Source organism: Streptomyces sp. SAI-127 (assembly GCF_029894425.1).
Lineage (GTDB): Bacteria > Actinomycetota > Actinomycetes > Streptomycetales > Streptomycetaceae > Streptomyces.
Genome location: NZ_JARXYJ010000001.1, coordinates 2,840,721 through 2,858,199, shown reverse-complemented (window position 1 = coordinate 2,858,199; position 17,479 = coordinate 2,840,721). Strand labels below are relative to the sequence as shown.

Annotated in this window: 15 protein-coding genes and 2 pseudogenes; 11 read left to right on the top strand and 6 right to left on the bottom strand. The window is 69.8% G+C overall.

The window, feature by feature from the left end:
- Nucleotides 1-299 precede the first annotated feature (299 nt).
- Both M2157_RS13095 and M2157_RS13090 read right to left on the bottom strand, forming a co-directional pair.
- Nucleotides 300-1,175 carry a DUF4097 family beta strand repeat-containing protein gene (locus M2157_RS13095; protein WP_280861991.1) on the bottom strand — a complete coding sequence of 292 codons (876 nt, stop codon included), beginning with the start codon at nucleotides 1,173-1,175 and terminating at the stop codon, nucleotides 300-302.
- 31 nt (nucleotides 1,176-1,206) lie between these two features.
- Nucleotides 1,207-1,737, bottom strand: coding sequence for a toxin-antitoxin system HicB family antitoxin (locus tag M2157_RS13090; protein ID WP_280865337.1), 531 nt, complete (start codon nucleotides 1,735-1,737; stop codon nucleotides 1,207-1,209).
- A gap of 338 nt (nucleotides 1,738-2,075) precedes the next feature.
- Between M2157_RS13090 and M2157_RS13085 the strand changes: the two genes are divergently transcribed.
- The 9 genes from M2157_RS13085 (at nucleotide 2,076) to M2157_RS13045 (ending at nucleotide 12,477) form a co-directional block, all read left to right on the top strand.
- On the top strand, nucleotides 2,076-3,269 hold the full coding sequence (locus tag M2157_RS13085; protein WP_280865336.1) for a cytochrome P450: 1,194 nt from the start codon (nucleotides 2,076-2,078) through the stop codon (nucleotides 3,267-3,269).
- Nucleotides 3,270-3,294: 25 nt separating this feature from the next.
- The gene (locus M2157_RS13080) at nucleotides 3,295-5,586 is read left to right on the top strand and encodes a prolyl oligopeptidase family serine peptidase (protein WP_280865335.1); all 2,292 of its coding nucleotides are present in this window, start codon (nucleotides 3,295-3,297) and stop codon (nucleotides 5,584-5,586) included.
- Nucleotides 5,587-5,597: 11 nt separating this feature from the next.
- Nucleotides 5,598-6,359: an alpha/beta fold hydrolase gene (locus M2157_RS13075; protein WP_280865334.1), complete on the top strand. Its 762-nt coding sequence runs from the start codon at nucleotides 5,598-5,600 to the stop codon at nucleotides 6,357-6,359.
- A 42-nt stretch (nucleotides 6,360-6,401) separates the two neighbouring features.
- Entirely contained in the window at nucleotides 6,402-7,280 is an 879-nt protein-coding gene (gene ddaH / locus M2157_RS13070; protein ID WP_280865333.1) for a dimethylargininase, read from the top strand.
- Nucleotides 7,277-8,221, top strand: coding sequence for a ParB N-terminal domain-containing protein (locus M2157_RS13065; protein ID WP_280861985.1), 945 nt, complete (start codon nucleotides 7,277-7,279; stop codon nucleotides 8,219-8,221). Before ddaH ends, M2157_RS13065 begins: the two co-directional genes overlap by 4 nt.
- Before the next feature lie 163 nt (nucleotides 8,222-8,384).
- On the top strand, nucleotides 8,385-9,980 hold the full coding sequence (locus M2157_RS13060; protein ID WP_280865332.1) for an amino acid adenylation domain-containing protein: 1,596 nt from the start codon (nucleotides 8,385-8,387) through the stop codon (nucleotides 9,978-9,980).
- A gap of 27 nt (nucleotides 9,981-10,007) precedes the next feature.
- Nucleotides 10,008-10,268 carry an acyl carrier protein gene (locus M2157_RS13055; RefSeq protein ID WP_280861983.1) on the top strand — a complete coding sequence of 87 codons (261 nt, stop codon included), beginning with the start codon at nucleotides 10,008-10,010 and terminating at the stop codon, nucleotides 10,266-10,268.
- An 18-nt stretch (nucleotides 10,269-10,286) separates the two neighbouring features.
- Nucleotides 10,287-11,234: a chlorinating enzyme gene (locus tag M2157_RS13050; RefSeq protein ID WP_280861982.1), complete on the top strand. Its 948-nt coding sequence runs from the start codon at nucleotides 10,287-10,289 to the stop codon at nucleotides 11,232-11,234.
- Between the two features lie 28 nt (nucleotides 11,235-11,262).
- Nucleotides 11,263-12,477, top strand: a complete 1,215-nt coding sequence (locus M2157_RS13045) for an alpha/beta hydrolase (RefSeq protein ID WP_280865331.1) — start codon at nucleotides 11,263-11,265, stop codon at nucleotides 12,475-12,477.
- Between the two features lie 15 nt (nucleotides 12,478-12,492).
- Here the strand turns inward: M2157_RS13045 and M2157_RS13040 are convergent.
- Nucleotides 12,493-13,090, bottom strand: a pseudogene (locus M2157_RS13040) (amino acid transporter); the annotation flags it as partial.
- A gap of 162 nt (nucleotides 13,091-13,252) precedes the next feature.
- On the bottom strand, nucleotides 13,253-13,804 hold the full coding sequence (locus M2157_RS13035; protein ID WP_280861980.1) for a DUF1707 domain-containing protein: 552 nt from the start codon (nucleotides 13,802-13,804) through the stop codon (nucleotides 13,253-13,255).
- 138 nt (nucleotides 13,805-13,942) lie between these two features.
- On the opposite strand from M2157_RS13035, the gene M2157_RS13030 reads away from it, so the two are divergent.
- A complete protein-coding gene (locus tag M2157_RS13030; protein WP_280865330.1) occupies nucleotides 13,943-14,200 on the top strand; it encodes a hypothetical protein in 258 nt (85 codons plus the stop codon).
- Nucleotides 14,201-14,274: 74 nt separating this feature from the next.
- Here M2157_RS13030 and M2157_RS13025 read toward each other — a convergent pair whose 3' ends face one another.
- Together M2157_RS13025 and M2157_RS13020 are read right to left on the bottom strand one after the other, a co-directional pair.
- Nucleotides 14,275-14,793 carry a hypothetical protein gene (locus tag M2157_RS13025; protein ID WP_280865329.1) on the bottom strand — a complete coding sequence of 173 codons (519 nt, stop codon included), beginning with the start codon at nucleotides 14,791-14,793 and terminating at the stop codon, nucleotides 14,275-14,277.
- A gap of 103 nt (nucleotides 14,794-14,896) precedes the next feature.
- Nucleotides 14,897-16,852 carry an amino acid transporter gene (locus M2157_RS13020; RefSeq protein ID WP_280865328.1) on the bottom strand — a complete coding sequence of 652 codons (1,956 nt, stop codon included), beginning with the start codon at nucleotides 16,850-16,852 and terminating at the stop codon, nucleotides 14,897-14,899.
- A 462-nt stretch (nucleotides 16,853-17,314) separates the two neighbouring features.
- Between M2157_RS13020 and M2157_RS13015 the strand changes: the two are divergent.
- Nucleotides 17,315-17,455, top strand: a pseudogene (locus tag M2157_RS13015) (IS5/IS1182 family transposase); the annotation flags it as partial.
- Nucleotides 17,456-17,479 lie beyond the last annotated feature (24 nt).

The following is a 17,479-nucleotide window of genomic DNA, read 5'->3' as shown; positions in this document are numbered from 1 at the left end:
GGGTCCGCTGAGCGCCACGGTTCGAGCCGCTTCCCGGTCGACTGAGTCGGCGGCTGGTGTGCGGGGTCAGGCGCTGTCGCCGGCAGCGATCCAAGGTGCTACGGCTGATGCGCGAAGGTCGTGGGCTGCGCGCCACGGCTGATGCACGGGCTGCCCGCTGCAACAGATGCGCGGGCGCCGGCTGGACAGGAGCCGCCGTCCCTGAAGGGCGCGTCCGATCGCCGCGCCCGCTGAAGTCTCGGCCGCCCGGCGTGGGGGCGGGGTGAACGCACGCCCTGACGTGCGTCACCCCGCGCCGGTCACACGTTCGCCGACGGGCTGGGCTGCGGGGAACGGTGGATCATGATGTCGCCGTGTCGCGACCTGGCCCGCACCTTGACCATGTCGGCCTGCTGCGTGGGCCCGTCCTGGGCCGGCAGCGAGTTGCGCACCGACCCGGTCGCGCTCCGCGCGTCGATCCAGGCCGTCGAGCCCTCGCCGATGCCGATCTCGACCTCTCCCGTGGAGGTCAGCAGTTCCACCTCGCCTGTCGTCACCCGGCCGACGCGGATGCTGCCGCCGGCGGTTTTGGCCGTGGTGCCGGGGCCGGCACTGTCCACGAAGATGTCGCCGCCGGCCGCGCTGAGGTGCAGCTCGCTGTCCGCCTCGCCGATCCAGATGTCGCCGTTGACGCCTTTGACCACTGCGCTGCCCCGGGCGCGGCGCACCCGTACCTTGCCCGAGACTCCGTTGACGTTCGCGTACCCGGACACGTCGTCGACGGCGATGTGCCCGGAGACGGTGTCGGCGTGGAGCGAGCCGACCCTGTCGAGGTGGACGTGGCCCGACACGCTGTTGAGGTGGACCTCGTCCAGCAGGCCCTCGGCCTGGATCTGCGCCCTGTTCACCTCGGCCTGCAGGTTCGAGCCCACCGGCAGTTCGATGGTGACGTCGATCGAGGGGCTGTTCCCGAGGATGCCGCTCAGCCAGTGCGGGTCGGGGGCCTTCACCTGCAGCCTGCCCGCGGTGTAGTCGACCACGGTCTGCTCGGCCGCCTTGACGTCTGCCGGGGCCGTCTCGTCGCCGGGCCGGACCCGCACGACCGTGTCGGTGCGGTCCCCGGCCACGAGGGACAGCTTGCCGCTGTTCATGGCGAGTACGACGGTGATGGGCTCGGGGGTGGTGAACTCGGGCATGGGAACCGTCCTGTCTCGTGGTTGGCGGGGCTCAGCCGACCCAGCCGACGAAGTGACGCGTCGGTCCGGGGCTGCGGCGGCCTGAGCGGGGCTGGGTGGCGCCGGCGTCCAGCGCGGCCGTGGCGACCCGGACCAGCCAGGCGTTGACCGAGAGCCCCTCCTTGGCGGCCGCGGCCTCGATACGGGCCTTGAGCTGCTCGGGCGGCCGGAAGTTGATGCGGCCCACCGCGCCTTCGGTGCCGCTCGGCGCCGGAAGCGCCTCCTCGGGCGTGGGTGCGTCCTCGGGTGGCTCGAGGTCGTCGTCGGGCGCCTCGTGGAAGCTGGGGGACGTGACCACGAAGTGCGGGTTGCGTCCGCGCAGCCGGATCTCCACCGACCCGGGCACGAGGTCTCGGGTGATCTCGTCCGCGGCGGCCGACAGGACGTCCAGCATGGTGAGCCGGGTTGCGGACGCGACCGAGGCGGCCAGCCGCTCGGCCAGCGCCATGGCTTCGCCGTCGCCCGCCCCGGCGGAGGCCAGGAGTTCACGGTGGAGACCGTCGACGTAGGGTGTGAGATCCATGGCGCAAGTATGGCGCCTGCGTGGCGCCATCGCAAGCCGCGGGGGGAAGGGGAGCGAGTCGCCCGGCACCGCACCCGCTCCGGTGGTGCGCCGACGACCCCGTGCGGACCACTCCGGAACCCCCGCCCCCGTTTCGCATGGCGCCATCCGTCGGCGCCCCCGCCCCCGCCCCCGGCTTGTCCCGCCGACAGGACGCCCGGTGGATTGCCGTACCGTCGACAGGCGCGTCGCCGGTCTGAAAGAATCAGGCGGTATTCATTCCGGTGCGGAAATCCATGGACGAATTCCCCGGAAAATTAGATGGCCTGTATCGCCGAATCCGTGACGACGGGAGTGTCATGTCTGCGCTGGCCGAAAAGTGGAAACTGGACCGACAGCGATATTTCTGGATGTACGGCGAGGACAGGTCGTCCGGACGGGTCGTGCTCGACGAGGCGACCGGCATCTGGAACGTGTACGGCCACGTCGAGGCGGTGCAGGTGGCGAACAACCCGCACATCTTCTCGTCGGACACCGGACGGCTGATCCCGGAGCGACGCGAGTTCGACGAAGGCTCCATCACCCAGCTGGACCCGCCGCGGCACACCGCGCTGCGCAAGCTCATCACCCACGCCTTCACCCCCCGCGCGATCGACGAACTCGAACCCCGGGTCCACGCCATCGTGGGCGACCTGCTGGACAAAGTTGCCGACCGCAAGAGCTTCGATCTCATTGCCGAACTGGCCTATCCGCTGCCCATCACCGTGATCGCCGAACTGCTCGGCATCCCCGCGAGCGATCACGCCCTGCTCAACGGGTGGGTCGACAAGATGATGAGCATCACCTCGGAGTTCTCGCTCGGTGAGCGTGACGAGAGCGTGGGGAACGAGGTGGAGTTCGCGATGGAGCAGGTCCGCCACATCACCGACTACCTGCGCGAACACGTCAGGGACCGGTGCTCCGCCCCGCGGGACGACCTGCTCACCCGGCTCGTCGAGGCGGAAGTGGACGGTGAGCGGCTGACCGAGAACGAGGTGGCCAACTTCGCCAACGTCATGCTCGTCGCCGGCCACGTCACGACCACACTGCTGATCAGCAGTACCGTCCTGTGCCTCGACGCCCATCCGGACATCGACCGGACGGTCCGCCAGCAGCGCGGGCTGGTCCCAGGGCTGCTGGAGGAGTCGCTGCGCTACCTGAGCCCCATAGCCTCCATGGTTCGGGTGACCAATGCACCGGCCGAGGTGGGCGGCGTGACGATCGGGGCCGATCAGATGGTCGGTGTGTGGATCTCGACCGCCAACCGCGACCCGCGAGTCTTCTCCGATCCGCACACCTTCGACCCCACCCGTGAGCACAACCCGCACCTCGCCTTCGGCCGGGGCGTGCACTTCTGTATCGGGGCGGCGCTGGCCAGGCGGGAAGGCCGTATCGCGATGAACGCGCTGTTCGACCGCTTCCCGGACCTGCGCTGCGACCCGGACAACCCGCCGGCGTTCATGACCAACCCCAACCTCAACGGCGTGGCCCGGCTCCCCGTCGTCGTCGGCTGACCGGCCGGTCTGGAGGACCACCCCGATGAACCCGACCAGGCTCGACGCAGACGCGTACCGAACCGCGGAACGCCTGTTGCGGCACAACCGCGGCGAACTCGTGCTCGACGGGAGGATCCGTCCGAGGTGGATCGACGGCGGCGCCCGCTTCTGGTACACGAGCGACGCCCCGGACAGCCCCCGCTTCCTCCTCGTCGACCCCGTCGAGGGCACCCGGGAAGCCGCGTTCGACCACGCGCGGCTCGCCACCGCGCTGGCGACGGCCTCGGGCCGGGACGTGGACGCCGGCGCGCTGCCCTTCGCGGCGTTCGAACCGACCGATGGCGCCATCGAGTTCGACGCGCTCGGTGCCCACTGGCGGTGCTCACTGGACGACTACGACTGCGCCGGCGTCGAGGGGCCACCGCCCCGTGGACTCCTCGACGTCGTCGCGCCGGACGGCCGGCACGCGGTGTTCCGGCAGGAGTACGACATCCGGGCCCGCTCCCTGGCGGACGGGCGGGACTGGGCGCTGACCGACGACGGTTCGGCGGACCGTGACTACGGCGCCAACCCGGACTACTTCATGTACTCCACGCTGCTCGGCAAGCTCGGCATCCCGCACCTGCCGCCCGCGGTGCTGTGGTCGCCGGACTCCCGACGGGTGCTCACCCATCGGACCGATATGCGCGGGGTCCGCGAGACGCACCTCGTCGAGGCGCTGCCGGCGGACGGAGGACCGCCGAAGCTGCGCACGCAGAGGTTCGCTCACCCCGGTGACGAGCGGATGCCGCTGGCCGAGTTCGTGGTGCTGGACGTCGAATCCGGGAAGGCGGTGCCAGCTCTGGCGGAACCGGTCGCGATGCCGCTGATGTCGCCCATCTCCCGCCGCTGGGCCTGGTGGACCGAGGACGGCTCGGCGGTGTACTACCTGAGCTCGGCACGGGACATGAGGACCCTCACCCTGCACCGGCTCGACCCGACCTCGGGCGAGGTGCGCACCGTGCTGAACGAGTCGGGAGCGACCCGTGTGGAGCCCACCCAACTGCTCGGCCAGGCACCGATGGTCAGGGTCCTGTCCGATGGCACGGAGGTGCTGTGGTACTCCCAGCGCGACAACTGGGGCCACCTCTACCTCCACGGCACCCGGGACGGCGAGCTCCGCGCACAGGTGACGCGGGGCTCGTGGGCGGTCCAGGAGATCCTCCATGTCGACGAGGAACAGCGCGTGGTGTACTTCCTGGCGTCCGGCATGGTCGCCGACGACCCCTACCGGCGCACGGTGTGCCGGGCAGCCCTGGACGGCTCGGGGTGCGCCAAGGTCACCGACGACGACCTCGACCACGTGGTAACGGTCCCGCCCGGCGCGGCGTACTTCATCGACTCGGCATCCACCAACGCGCTCCCGCCGGTGACCACCGTGCGCGGGTGGGACGGGCGCGTACTCGTCGAACTGGCGCGCGCGGACATCTCACGCCTGACAGAGACGGGATGGAGCCCGCCGGAACGGTTCCGGGTGACAGCGGCCGACGGGCACACCGAGATCCACGGCATGCTCCACCGGCCGCACGGCTTCGATCCGGCCGCGCGGTACCCGGTCCTGGACCACCCGTACGGCTTCCCCAGCGCGACCCGGGTCGTGCCCTCCTTCGACCCCGGCTACTACGGGTACGACGCCGAGGCCATGGCCGCCCTCGGGTTCGTCGTGGTGGCGATCGACGGCCGCGGCTCTCCGGGGCGGGACAAGGCGTTCCACGACGCCTCCTACGGCCGGGTCGGCGACGCGGCCGGCCTCGCCGACCACGTGGCGGCACTGCGGGAACTGGGCCGCGACCGCCCATGGATGGACCTCAACCGGGTCGGGGTGTTCGGGATGTCCTCCGGCGGGTTCGCCGCTGTACGGGCCCTGCTCGACCACCCCGAGGTGTTCAAGGCCGGCGTCGCCGAGTGCGGGGTCCACGACCTGCGCTACGCCGAGCAGGGCGTCGCCGAGATGTACAACGGCCCGTTCGACGCCGACACCTATGCCGCCGCCTCCAACGTCGACATCGCGGACCGGCTCACCGGCAAGTTGCTGCTGGTGCACGGCGGCCTGGACGACAGCTTCTCGCCGCATCTGACGATGCGTCTGGTGGAGCGCCTGATCGCGGCGGACAAGGACTTCGAGCTGCTCATCGTGCCCGGCTCCGACCATGCTTTCGTCGGTTACGACCACTACCTCAACCGGCGCCGGTGGGACTTCCTGGTCCGCCATGTGAGGGGCGCCGAACCGCCGGACGGGTACCGGCTCACGCCCGTCTCGCTGGACCCGGAAGCGATCGCCGGCCTGTTCGGATGAGGGGGAGATTCATGCACACCAGGAAAGCGACCACGGCCGAACTCTGGCTGCGCCCTTGCGGCGACGCCGTCTCGCGGCCCCGCCGACGGCTCGTCTGCCTGCCGCACGCCGGCGGCACCGCCAACACCTACACCTCCTGGCCAGCACTGCTACCGTCGGACATCGGCGTGTACGCGGTGCAGTACCCCGGACGCCAGGACCGGTACGGCGAGCCCGCCGCGGACAGCATCGAGAAGATGGCCGACGAGATCGCGTCGGCGGTCGAGCCGTTCACCGACGAGCCCCTGACCGTCTTCGGCCACAGCATGGGCGCCTACGTCGCCTACGAGGTGGCCGTGGAACTGGAGCGCCGTCGCGGACCGGTCGTGGACCTCCTCGTGGTCTCCGGCGTGACCGCACCACACCGCAAGCAGCCGGGCGAGGTGCACCGGCTGCCCGACGCCGAGTTCGCCGCCGAAGTCGCCCGGGACAACGAGTCGTTCGCGGATCTGCTGGCCAGCCCGGAGCTGGTCGAGGTGCTGCTGCCGATGATCCGCGACGACTACCGGTTGTTCGAGATCTACCAGCCTGGCGACCCGCCCGCGGTACGCGCACCGGTGCTCGCGACGGGCGGTGTCGAGGACCCGGACGTCGACCACGCCGGACTGGCGTCGTGGGGTGAGCTGACCACGGGCGGATTCGACGTCGGCGCGTTCCCCGGCGGTCATTTCTACCTGGTCGACAACGAAGCCGCACTCGCCGGCCGGATCGCCGAGCGGATGCCGTCCGCCTGACCCGCCGTCGCACAAAGCGGACCCGAGCAGAGGGGGAGCGAAATGTCGCGGACAGCGACCGGGCAGTCTCCGGCGTCGGGCGGCGTGGTACGCCCTCGGCGCTATCTGATGTGCCGTCCCACCCATTTCACGGTGAACTACTCGATCAACCCGTGGATGGACCCGGTCGTGCCGACGAGCACGGAGACCGGCCTGGCGCAGTGGAAACAGCTGCACGACCTGTTGGTGGAACTCGGCCACGACGTCGAGCTGATGCCGCCGGATCCGGGACTGCCCGACATGGTGTTCGCCGCGAACGGGGCAGTCGTCGTGGACGGCAAGGTCCTGGTCGCCCGGTTCCGGCACGCGCAGCGGACCGGTGAGTCCGCGGCGTACGCGCAGTGGTTCAGGGCGCACGGATGGACGGAGATCCAGCAGGCGACCAGGATCAACGAGGGGGAGGGGGACTTCCTCCTCGCCGGGGAACTGCTGTTGGCCGGATCGGGGTTCCGCAGCGAGACGGCCGCATGGGCGGAGGCCGCTGAATTCCTCGGCAGGCCCGTGCTCGGGCTCACGCTGGTCGACCCGCGCTTCTACCATCTGGACACCGCGCTCGCCGTGCTCGACGACGAGCAGATCATGTACTACCCGGGCGCCTTCAGCTCGCAGAGCCGCGAGGCGCTGGCCGAACGGTTTCCGGAAGCGGTCCTGGCCTCCGAACAGGACGCGAGGGTCTTCGGCCTCAACGCCGTGTCCGACGGCCGGCACGTGGTGCTCGCACAGGCGGCCCGGCGGCTGGCGGGACAACTGCGCGAGCGGGGGTTCGAGCCGATCGGCGTGGACCTGTCCGAGCTGCTGAAGGCCGGTGGCGGGGTGAAGTGCTGCCTCCTGGAGCTACGGCCCGCCGAGCTGTCGCCGCCGGCGCGCGGGGCGGACGGATGAGCGACCGCCCGGATCCGGGCCGGTACGTCGTAACGGACGACGAGGTGGTGCGCCTCCCGGTCGCCGCGCTGGTGCTCAAGGGCTCACCGCGCGCTGCAGGCGAGGACGAGGAGCACGTACGGTCCCTGATCGCCGCGGAGCGGGACTTGCCGCCGATCATCGTGCACCACGCGACGATGCGGGTGATCGACGGGGCGCACCGGGTGCGTGCCGCACGGCTGCGCGGGCAGGAACACATCACCGCCCGCTATTTCCGCGGCAGCGTGGAGGATTCCTTCGTGCTGGCCGTCCGGGCGAATATCGGACACGGACTTCCGCTGTCCCTCAAGGACCGGATTTCGGCCGCCGAACGCATTGTCACGACCCACCCGCAATGGTCGGACCGGATGATCGCGTCGGTCGCCGGTATTTCCGCCCGAACCGTCGCCGAAATACGCCGGAGAAAAACGGCTGACGCATGCTCCGGGGTCCGCATCGGGCAGGACGGCCGCGCCCGGCCGGTAGACGCCTCGCGGCGGCGCAGCCTGGCGACCGCGCTGCTGACCGAGAACCCGGACCTGTCGCTGCGGCAGGTCGCCCAGGCAGCCGGGATATCGCCCGAGACCGTGCGCGCGGTCCGCAACCGCCTGCTCTACGGCAGGCAGTCGGCGCCCGCGCGAACATCGAAACCACCCCCGCGAAACCAGGCCAGGCCTCCCGTCGACCAGGACGAAGTACTGCGTCGGCTGGCCGCCGACCCCGCCGTCCGGCAGACCGACGCCGGCCGGGCCCTGCTGCGCGTCCTTCGGGTGCAGGCGATGACGGGCGAGGAGTGGCAGAAGATCGTCGACAACGTGCCGGCGCACTGCGCGCAACTGGTCGAGCAGGCGGCACGGGAATCCGCGCGGGTGTGGGACGACATCGCCGCGCGCATTGCGCAGAAGACGTCATTGGCTGATTGAGCGCCACTCCGTCCAACTGCGGAAAACCGGCGGTTGGACACCCCGTACCAGCTTCTGCGCGGCGGGTGCCGCTCGCTAGCATCTGATTGTTCGCGATTATCGACCGACCGCCGTAAATGGGTCGCTCATTCGTCGCTTTCCTGCCACACGAACGGAATTCGTGATGTCGGCTGACTTCCTCCACGCAATTTTCTCCGAACGTGCCCGGGCGGCACCCGGTCGGGTCGCCCTGTCCACACCGACCGGACCGGTGTCGTACGGCGAACTCGACGCACGCAGCGACCGGCTGGCCGCACGCCTCGCCGGGCTCGGCGTGCGGCCGGGCGGCCTGGTCGGGCTGTGCGCTCGGCGGAGCACGGAAGCCATCGTCGCCATGCTGGGCATCCTCAAGGCGGGCGGGGCCTACGTGCCGATCGATCCGGGCTATCCGGCCGCCCGGATCGACTATCTGCTCGCCGACAGCGCGGTGCCCCTCGTGGTGGCCGCACGGGAGACCGCCGACGTGCTCGGCGGGCGTCACCCCGCCATCGTGTGGGTCGAGGGGGACGACGTCTCCCTCGACCCGGGAACGACCGCGTCCGGCCGTATCCCCGCCGACCGCGGGGCCACGACGCCGGAGTCGGTCGAGCCCTCCGCGGACGACCTGGCCTACGTCATCTACACCTCCGGTTCCACCGGCGCGCCGAAGGGCGTCACCGTCACACACCGGAATGCCGTGCGGTTGTTCGAGCAGACTCGGTCGTGGTTCCACTTCGACCACCGTGACACCTGGTCGCTGTTCCACTCCATCAGCTTCGACTTCTCGGTCTGGGAGATCTGGGGCGCGCTGCTGCACGGCGGGCGGCTGGTGCTGCTGCCGGAGACCGTCTCCCGGTCGCCCGAGAACCTGGTCGCCCTGCTGCGGGACGAACAGGTGACCGTGCTGAACCAGACCCCCTCGGCCTTCCACCAGTTGCTGGGCGTGCTGTTCTCCGGCCGGGGCGGCGCACCGGACACGGACGGCCTCGCACTGCGGCTGATCATCTTCGGCGGCGAGCGACTGGACCCGCGGATGCTCGCCCCCTGGATCGACCGGCACGGCGACCACACACCCGAACTGGTCAACATGTACGGCATCACCGAGACCACTGTGCACTGCACGTACCGCCGGATCACCACCTCGGACGTCACCCTCGGCACGGGAACCAGCCCGATCGGCGTGCCGCTGCCCGACCTGCGCGTGTACGTCCTCGACGAACTCGGCACGCCCCAACCGGACGGTGTGCCGGGAGAGATGTACGTCGCCGGCGCGGGGCTCGCCCGCGGCTACCTCAACCGGCCCGAACTCACCGCCGAACGGTTCGTGCCGTCGGTGGCCGGGATCGATGAGGAGCGGCTCTACCGCACCGGCGACCGCGCGATGCGGCTGCCAGGCGGCGAGCTGGTCTATCTCGGTCGCACGGACGACCAATTGAAGATCCGCGGCTACCGGATCGAACCCGCCGAGATCGAGGAATGCCTGGCACGCCTTCCGGACGTGGCACGTGCCGTCGCCGCGCCTCGCGACTTCGGCGACGGCGACGTGCGGCTGGTCGCCTACCTGCTGCCCGTACGTCCGGCCGACCCCGGCGGACAGGAGGCGGCCCGGCTGGTCGCCCTGGCGGAACGGCACATCAGGAGCCAATTGCCCAGACACCTGAGGCCGTCCCGCTACGAGGTCGTCTCGGAGTTCCCCATGACCCTGCAAGGAAAGGTGAACCGCGATGCGCTTGGCAAATGAGTCGAGTAGGGGAGAGGAGCCCACATCATGACCGTGTCGCCGGATGTGTCCGCGACCGCGATCCGCCGCTCGGTGACGGAGATCGTCAGCACGGTGCTGGAGGGGGGCGGCATAGACCCCGTCGTCGACCTCTTCGACCAGGGCGTCACGTCGCTGGCCTTCATACGGATCGTCGCCCAGCTCAACGAGAAGTACGACATCACGCTCGACGTCGCCGCACTGGAGGAAGCCAGCATCGACACGTTGTCCGCGCTCGTCGACACCCAGACCGCCGGCACAGACCACTGACGCAGAAGGGCCTTCACGATGACGCACACGGTGCAGCAGACGTTCACACCGACCCCCGAAGAGGTCGCCAGGTTCCACGAGCTGGGCTACCTGGGCCCGTTCAAGGTGTACGAGGAGGAGGAGATGCGGCGGCTGTGGCGCCGCGAGCGGCTGCGGCTGATGGACCGCAGCGGCGCCGTCTACGACGAGGGCGACGCCCAGGCCGGGAACACCAACATCGCGAACTACGACCGGCACCTCGACTCCGCCTTCCTGGCCGACCACATATGCCGGCCGGAGATCGTCGACCGGGTGACCGCGGTGCTGGGACCGAACGTACTGTGCTGGCGCTCGGAGTTCTTCCCGAAGTACCCCGGTGACGAGGGCACCGACTGGCACCAGGCGGACACCTTCGCCTTCGCCTCGGGCAAGCCGCAGATCGTGTGGCCGGAGTCGGAGAAGGACTTCGGTGGCACCATCACCGTGTGGACAGCGTTCACCGAGGCCTCCGAGGACACCGGCTGCCTGCAGTTCATCCCCGGCACGCAACGGACCATGTACTACGACGAGTCGAAGGAGATGCACTACCAGCCGGACGCGATCAACAGGCAGCACAAGGAGGGTGTTCCCCGCGGGTTCTACGGCTACGACTACCGGCAGTTGCAGAAGGATCCTGACTGGCGCCCTCCGCAGGAGCAGGCCGTCTCCATGGTGATGCGTCCCGGTGAAGCGGTGATGTTCTGGTCCACGATGATGCACGCCTCCAAACCGCATTCCGCACCGGAGAAGGAGATGCGGCTCGGCTTCGCCGGCCGGTACGTGCCGACTTCCGTGGCGGTGTACCCGGACACCGACGAAGTCGACGAGTACGGCGGCCGGGTGAGCCTCAGCGAGTACGGCACGGTCCTGGTCGCGGGCACCGACACCTACCAGCACAACCGACGGGTCACGCGCACCACCAAGGGACACGAGTTCCCCAAGCGGTGACGGCGTAGGCCCGAAGGAGGCGAAACGCATGCTGGGACCGGAAACGAGGTCGGCGGTGGCCCGCCTGGCCACGGCCGTGCAGTCGGTGAAACCGCTCCTCGAGGGGATCGCCGCCCCGGTGCGGGTGGTTCCGGTCGCCCGCACCGCGGACGCGTCCCCCGGTGGCCGGTCTCCCGGTCAGTGGCGAGCACTGCGCGCGCTGCTGGACCGGGTGGCCCGCCGGGCCGGAGTCGACGGGCTCGTGCTGTCCGGCGCGGAGGGCTTCGACGACCTGCAGGTCTTCGAACGCGTGGTGAGCGAACGGCTGGCGCTGGCAGACGTGCTGGACTCCGTCGGCGTGGTGCCGGTGGACCGACTCGGTGAGGTGGACCGGGTGGTCGCCGACGCCCTGGCGAACACCTTCGAGGGGTACACCCGCAGGGAGACCGTCCTGTCGCCGGACGGCGTGCCGCTGAACGTGTACACGGCGGGCGAGGGTGAAGAGACCGTGGTCCTGGTCCCCGCGTGCGGTATGCCGGCGGCCCTCGCGGAGAACTGGGTGCGCTTCTTCGCGTGTGACCGCAGAGTCCTCACCTGGGAGAGCCGCGGGCTGTTCGGCGCCGCAGGGCTCAGCGGCGAGCACGCCACCGACATCCACGCCCAGGCGGCCGACCTGTTCGCGGTGATGGACCATCACGGCCTGCCCGACGCACACGTGATCGGGCTGTGCGGAGGGGCGGCGATCGCGCTGGTCGCCGCGGCCGGACAGCCGTCGAGAGTCCGCTCGCTCAGCCTGTGGCACGGCGCCTACGGGTTCGCCGAGGACTACCCGAAGACATCGCACCAGCAGGGGCTGATCGAGCTGATGACCGCGGCGGCCCGCAGCCGGTCCGCCGCGCAGGCCGTGCACTCGGCCTTCTGTCAGGCGGTCCTCACCAGCACGCCCGCCGACGTGGCGCACCTGGTGCTGTATCCGTACGCCAGTCCGGAACTGCTCTACCGCTACTGCCGGCTCAACCTCGGCATCACCGGTGCCCCGGTGGAGCCGTACCTCGCCAAGGTCGAGCCGCCCACCCTCGTCGTCACCAGCCGGGACGACGACATCGCCCACCCGGAGGGCTCACGACGCGTCGTCGTCGGTCTGCCGCGCGGGCAGCTCCGGGTGGAACCGCACGGTGACCACATCTCCTTGTTCACGGCGGACGATTCGCTGCTGAAGGTGGCTGAGGACTTCATGGCCCGCAACCCGCACCCGACCGCGTGAGCCGTTGCACCCGATGTTCAGCGTGAGGTGGGCGCCCACCAGGACGACGGCGACGCCGATGGCCTCCAGGAAGCCCTTGAGGAACACCGCGCCGAGAAGCGCCACGAGGGTCAGGGTGATCAGCATCTGCTTGTCGTGCAGGGTGCTGGTCAGATGCGGGTTCTCGACCAGGTGGGTCGAGGCGTCCGCCGCCGAGAGCGTGATGGTGATCAGGAAGTCGGTGGCGGCGAAGCCCAGCAGGGTCAGGACGAACAGCTTGCCCTTCCAGGAGGTCAGCAGCCGTTCCAGCATCGCGATCGAGCCCTCGCCGTGCGGGCTCTCCTCGGCCACCCGCCGGTAGACCGGCAGAGCGCCGACCAGGGGGTGACTATGACGAGCACGATGGTCGCGATCGGGGAGAGCAGGCCGGCCGCAGGGGCGGCGATCCCCGGCTGGTAGCCGAGGGTGGAGAAGTAGTCGACACCGGTCAGGCACTTCACCCGGTACCAGCCCGGTGCGGGGGCTCGGGTTCCGCGTGCGGGCCCGTGTGGCCGCCCCTCCTGCCCATGTCGGACAAGCCCTGAAGCATCCACGTCAGCAGACGGCTCGACGGTGGGTGTTCGGTGACGGCCATCACGCGGACGGCGACATCAACATATGCATCACACGTTGGCGTCAGGGTTGCGTTAAGGCGGCCGCGCGAACACCTGTGGCACAGCAAGGAGTGGCTGTTCTGGTGGTGCCGGTGAGGGGTGGGCCGCACGGGGGCCTGCCATGGGTAGTGACCGCAGCGGCCTCAACGCCGCACGTGGCGGATCTTCAGCCGTCCGTACCCCATGGTGCCGAAGATCCGGATCCTCGGCCCCCCGGAGCGCGGGCGCCGCGGGGGTTTGTAGTGCGTGTCCTTCCACCCGGTGTGCAGATCCTCGTACTCGACGACCGCGTCGCGAGGCACCGTGATCTTTGCCCCGCCGGTGCCGAGCTGCAGCTCGATGTCGACCACAGGATGCTCGAAGACCGCCCGGGACAGGTCCAGGCGCACCCTTCCGTACGCGGACTCGACCTTGACGATCCGAGGTACCCGCCATGCGCCGCCGCGCTTGATCCGTCCGCCGGCGGCGGCGATCGTAGCGATTGTGGACGTGGTGCCAGCATTCTCCGCCGGGAGCGAGGCCAGCGCCGACACGAGTTCGCTGTCTGTCCTGGCGGTGAGCACCTGGTGGAGGCGTTCGTCCAGCTCCTCGTGGGGGATGTGCCCTTCGGCGTACGCCTCCTGCAGGCGCAGCACGGCCGCGTCGCGGTCGTCTTCACTGAACAGTGACGGCGAGTTTTCCGGCAGAGAGGTCACTTTTTCACTCTACTGCCGAGCCGGCGACGTGCGGACGCCGTCAGGTCCCGTCAAACCGACCTGAGAAACCATCAGGAGAGCGTCAACGTCGGCCATCGATGTCCGGAACCGGTCGCACACTGATCGGCATCGGGGGCCGTGGCCGCGCGGGCCGCTCTGGGCCGCCGCTTCTGGGCCACCGTGCCCGCACGGCTGCGCCTCCTGCGCGCGGCCACGGTCTCGCTCACCGCCGCTCTGGCCGCGCTGCTGCTCGTTGCCGGGTTCGCCGCGAACGGCGCCTGGGACAGTGTGGCCGACAGGGACGCACCCCGCACCACCAGCGCCGCCGACCTTGACCGCGCCCTCAACGACATGGACGCGCAGGCCGCCAACATCACCGCTGTTGACCGTGGTTGACCAGTCTTAAGGGCACGCTATGGGCACGCAGCATGCTCGGAGTGACAATTATTTCTGTCATCTCAGTCTTCTGATCAGGAGAGTCCGGAGGCCCTCAGAACCGCTCGCGCGGTCTCGTCGTCGATCCGGTGACCGAGCTGTCCCAGGACGTCCGTGCCCTGGAGGAGCGTGCCGCGGTCGACGGAGCGGTGGACGCCGGTGTCGAGCTCGTGCCAGATCAGGGGGTTGGCGGCGAGGACGCGGGGGTCGAGTTCCAGGCGCCCGCCGTGGGTGTCGCGCAGGACCAGGTGCGCTGACACGCCGCTGTACTGCCGTACGGCCACCAGCGCGTCGGTACGCACGATGTGCCTGCGCCAGGGTGTGCGTACCTCCAGCCATCCGGGGCCCGCCGTCACCTGGGGCGGGAGCAGGACGGCGAAGACGGTGGCGGACAAGGTCAGCCACAGCAGAGCTCGGAGGAGCGTCAGGGTGCCGGCATCCCCGTCCACGAGCAGGGAGAGGGTGCAGAACACCAGGGCGCAGGCCACCGCCAGTCGAGCGCTGCTGCCCCAGTGGCGGTCGCTGGCCAGGACCCGCCGGTCGATCCCTGTCATACAGCTGACGCTATGCGGCTGTATGGGTCCTGGCGGCTGTCCCTGACGGGGTCCTGACGCCGTACGGGTGAATCCTGACGGGGCCCTGACGGCGGCGTCGGATTCAGCCGGTGTGGACCCGGGGACGCCGGGCGCGGTCCGGTTCCGCCTCACGCAGGACCTCTCGGGTGACCGGGGCGACCTCGCCCTGTCCGAAGAGGAAGAAGCGCAGGAAGTTGGCGAAGGGGTTGCCCTCGGTCCACTCGAAGTACATGTGCGGGGTGCAGCTCGTTGAGTCGCGGACGTGGAGGAGCAGCGCGGCGAGGGCGTTGGGGACGGAGGAGGACTCCAGGGTCAGGACGCGGTAGCGGTTGTGGAGGACCTCGCCGCGTACGGTCAGGCTCGCCTCGAACTCGGAGGGGTCCGTCACCGTCACCTCGACGAAGACGAAGTCCTCCTGCTCCGGCATGTCGTTGTCGGCCCGGATCTGCTCGATCTTGTCGCGGTACTCGGCCTTGTCGCGCTGGTCGGGCTCGTTGGCGATGAAGCGCATCTTGCGGCTGGCCATGTCCCGGACGAATCGTTCCGCCATGTCGTCCAGCGTGACGCTGGTGACGCGGAGTTCGAAGGCGCGGGCCAGGCGGGAGAGCAGGGAGATGAGGATGATGCCGGCGATGAAGCAGGCGCCGATCTTGACGCCGTCGGGTCGTTCGACGACGTTCGCGACGGTGACGTAGAGCAGGACCGCCGAGACGACGGCGAAGCCGATGGTCCAGCCCCGCTGCTGGGCGCGGCGGGCGGCGATGGTCACGGCGATCGCGGCGGAGGACATCAGGACCAGGACGCCGGTGGCGTACGCCCCACCCTGCGCGTCCACGTCCGCGTCGAAGATCCACGTGACGAGGAAGCCGACGAGCGTGAACACGATGACCATCGGGCGGACCGCCCGTGCCCAGTGCGGGGCCATGCCGTAGCGGGGCAGATAGCGCGGCATCAGGTTCAGCAGGCCGGCCATCGCCGAGGCGCCCGCGAACCACAGGATCGCGATCGTCGAGACGTCGTAGACCGTGCCGAAGGTGCCGCCCAGGTATTCATGGGCCAGGTAGGCGAGGGCGCGGCCGTTGGCCTGGCCGCCGGACTCGAACTCCTTCTCCGGGATCAGCAGTGTCGTGATGAAGCTGGTGGCGATCAGGAAGACGCTCATGATGAGAGCGGCGGCCGTCAGCAGTTTCTTCGTGTCGCGGATACGGCCCCGGGGGTCCTCCTCCGTGTCGCCTTCGTCGCCCTGCACGTGCGGCATGACCGCGACGCCGGTCTCGAAGCCGGACAGGCCGAGCGCGAGCTTGGGGAAGACCAGGAGCGCCACGCCGACCATGGCGAAGACGTTGCCGTGCTCGGCGGTCAGCGCGCTGGACCAGTCGGTGATCACGTGGCCGGCGGTGGCGACGTGCCACACGCCGACGATGACCACCACGACGTTCAGCGCGAGGTAGACGGCCACCAGGGCGACCGCGACGCCGATGGCCTCCAGGAAGCCCTTGAGGAACACCGCGCCGAGCAGGGAGACCAGGATCAGGGTGATCAGCATCTGCTTGTCGTGCAGGGTGCTGGTCAGATGCGGGTTCTCGACCAGGTGGGTCGAGGCGTCCGCCGCCGAGAGCGTGATGGTGATCAGGAAGTCGGTGGCGGCGAAGCCCAGCAGGGTCAGGACGAACAGCTTGCCCTTCCAGAAGGTCAGCAGCCGTTCCAGCATCGCGATCGAGCCCTCGCCGTGCGGGCTCTCCTCGGCCACCCGCCGGTAGACCGGCAGAGCGCCGGCCAGGGTGACTATGACGAGCACGATGGTCGCGACCGGCGACAGGAGACCGGCCGCCAGGGCCGCGATGCCCGGCTGGTAGCCGAGGGTGGAGAAATAGTCCACACCGGTCAGACACATCACGCGCCACCAGCGCTGGCCCTTGTGCGGGGGCTCCGGCTGGGCGTGCGGTCCCGTGTGGCCGCCCTGCTTGCCCATGTCGGACAGACCCTCGAGCATCCACGTCCGCAGACGGCTCGGCGGCGGGTGTTCGGTGATGGCCATCGGCGGGGTCTCCTGATGTGCGGCTCGGCGTCGGGTTCCGGCCATCACGCGGACGGCGGCACCAGCGTATGCAGAGCGTGACGCAGGGGCCCACGGATGGGGCATGCGACGGCGTCAAGCTTGCGTTAAGACGGACCACGGAAGCGTCTACGGCACATCAAGGTGTGGATATTTCGGGCGCATGGGAACGGGTTGGGCCATTTGGGGGGGGCGGTCAGGGGATCAGCGGCAGGCACCCAGCGTCATCTCGTACGCCGACCCTCGTGGTCGTGCAGCCCCCGCCTACTACAGAGCCGGGCCGGTGAGGTGAGGTGGTCGCCGCTGCGGAGCCTGGGTCCTGGCGGATCGGTGCCAGGTCCGCGCCCACCCGGGATGCTGCGACCCCTCCGATACTCGGTGATACCGCGGTACTCGGTACGCAGTACCGGAGCTGAGGGGGAATCGCGATGGACGACCTGACGGGTCGAACGCAGCCTGGCCTGGATGATGCACGCGCGCCGACACGCCCGCGACTACGAGCGCCTTGTTCAACACTCGGAGACCTTGATCACGTGGGCTGCCATCACGCTGATGACTCGTCGGCTCACCCAGGGCGGGAAGAGCCTGGCCCGCCTGCCGTCACTCCGC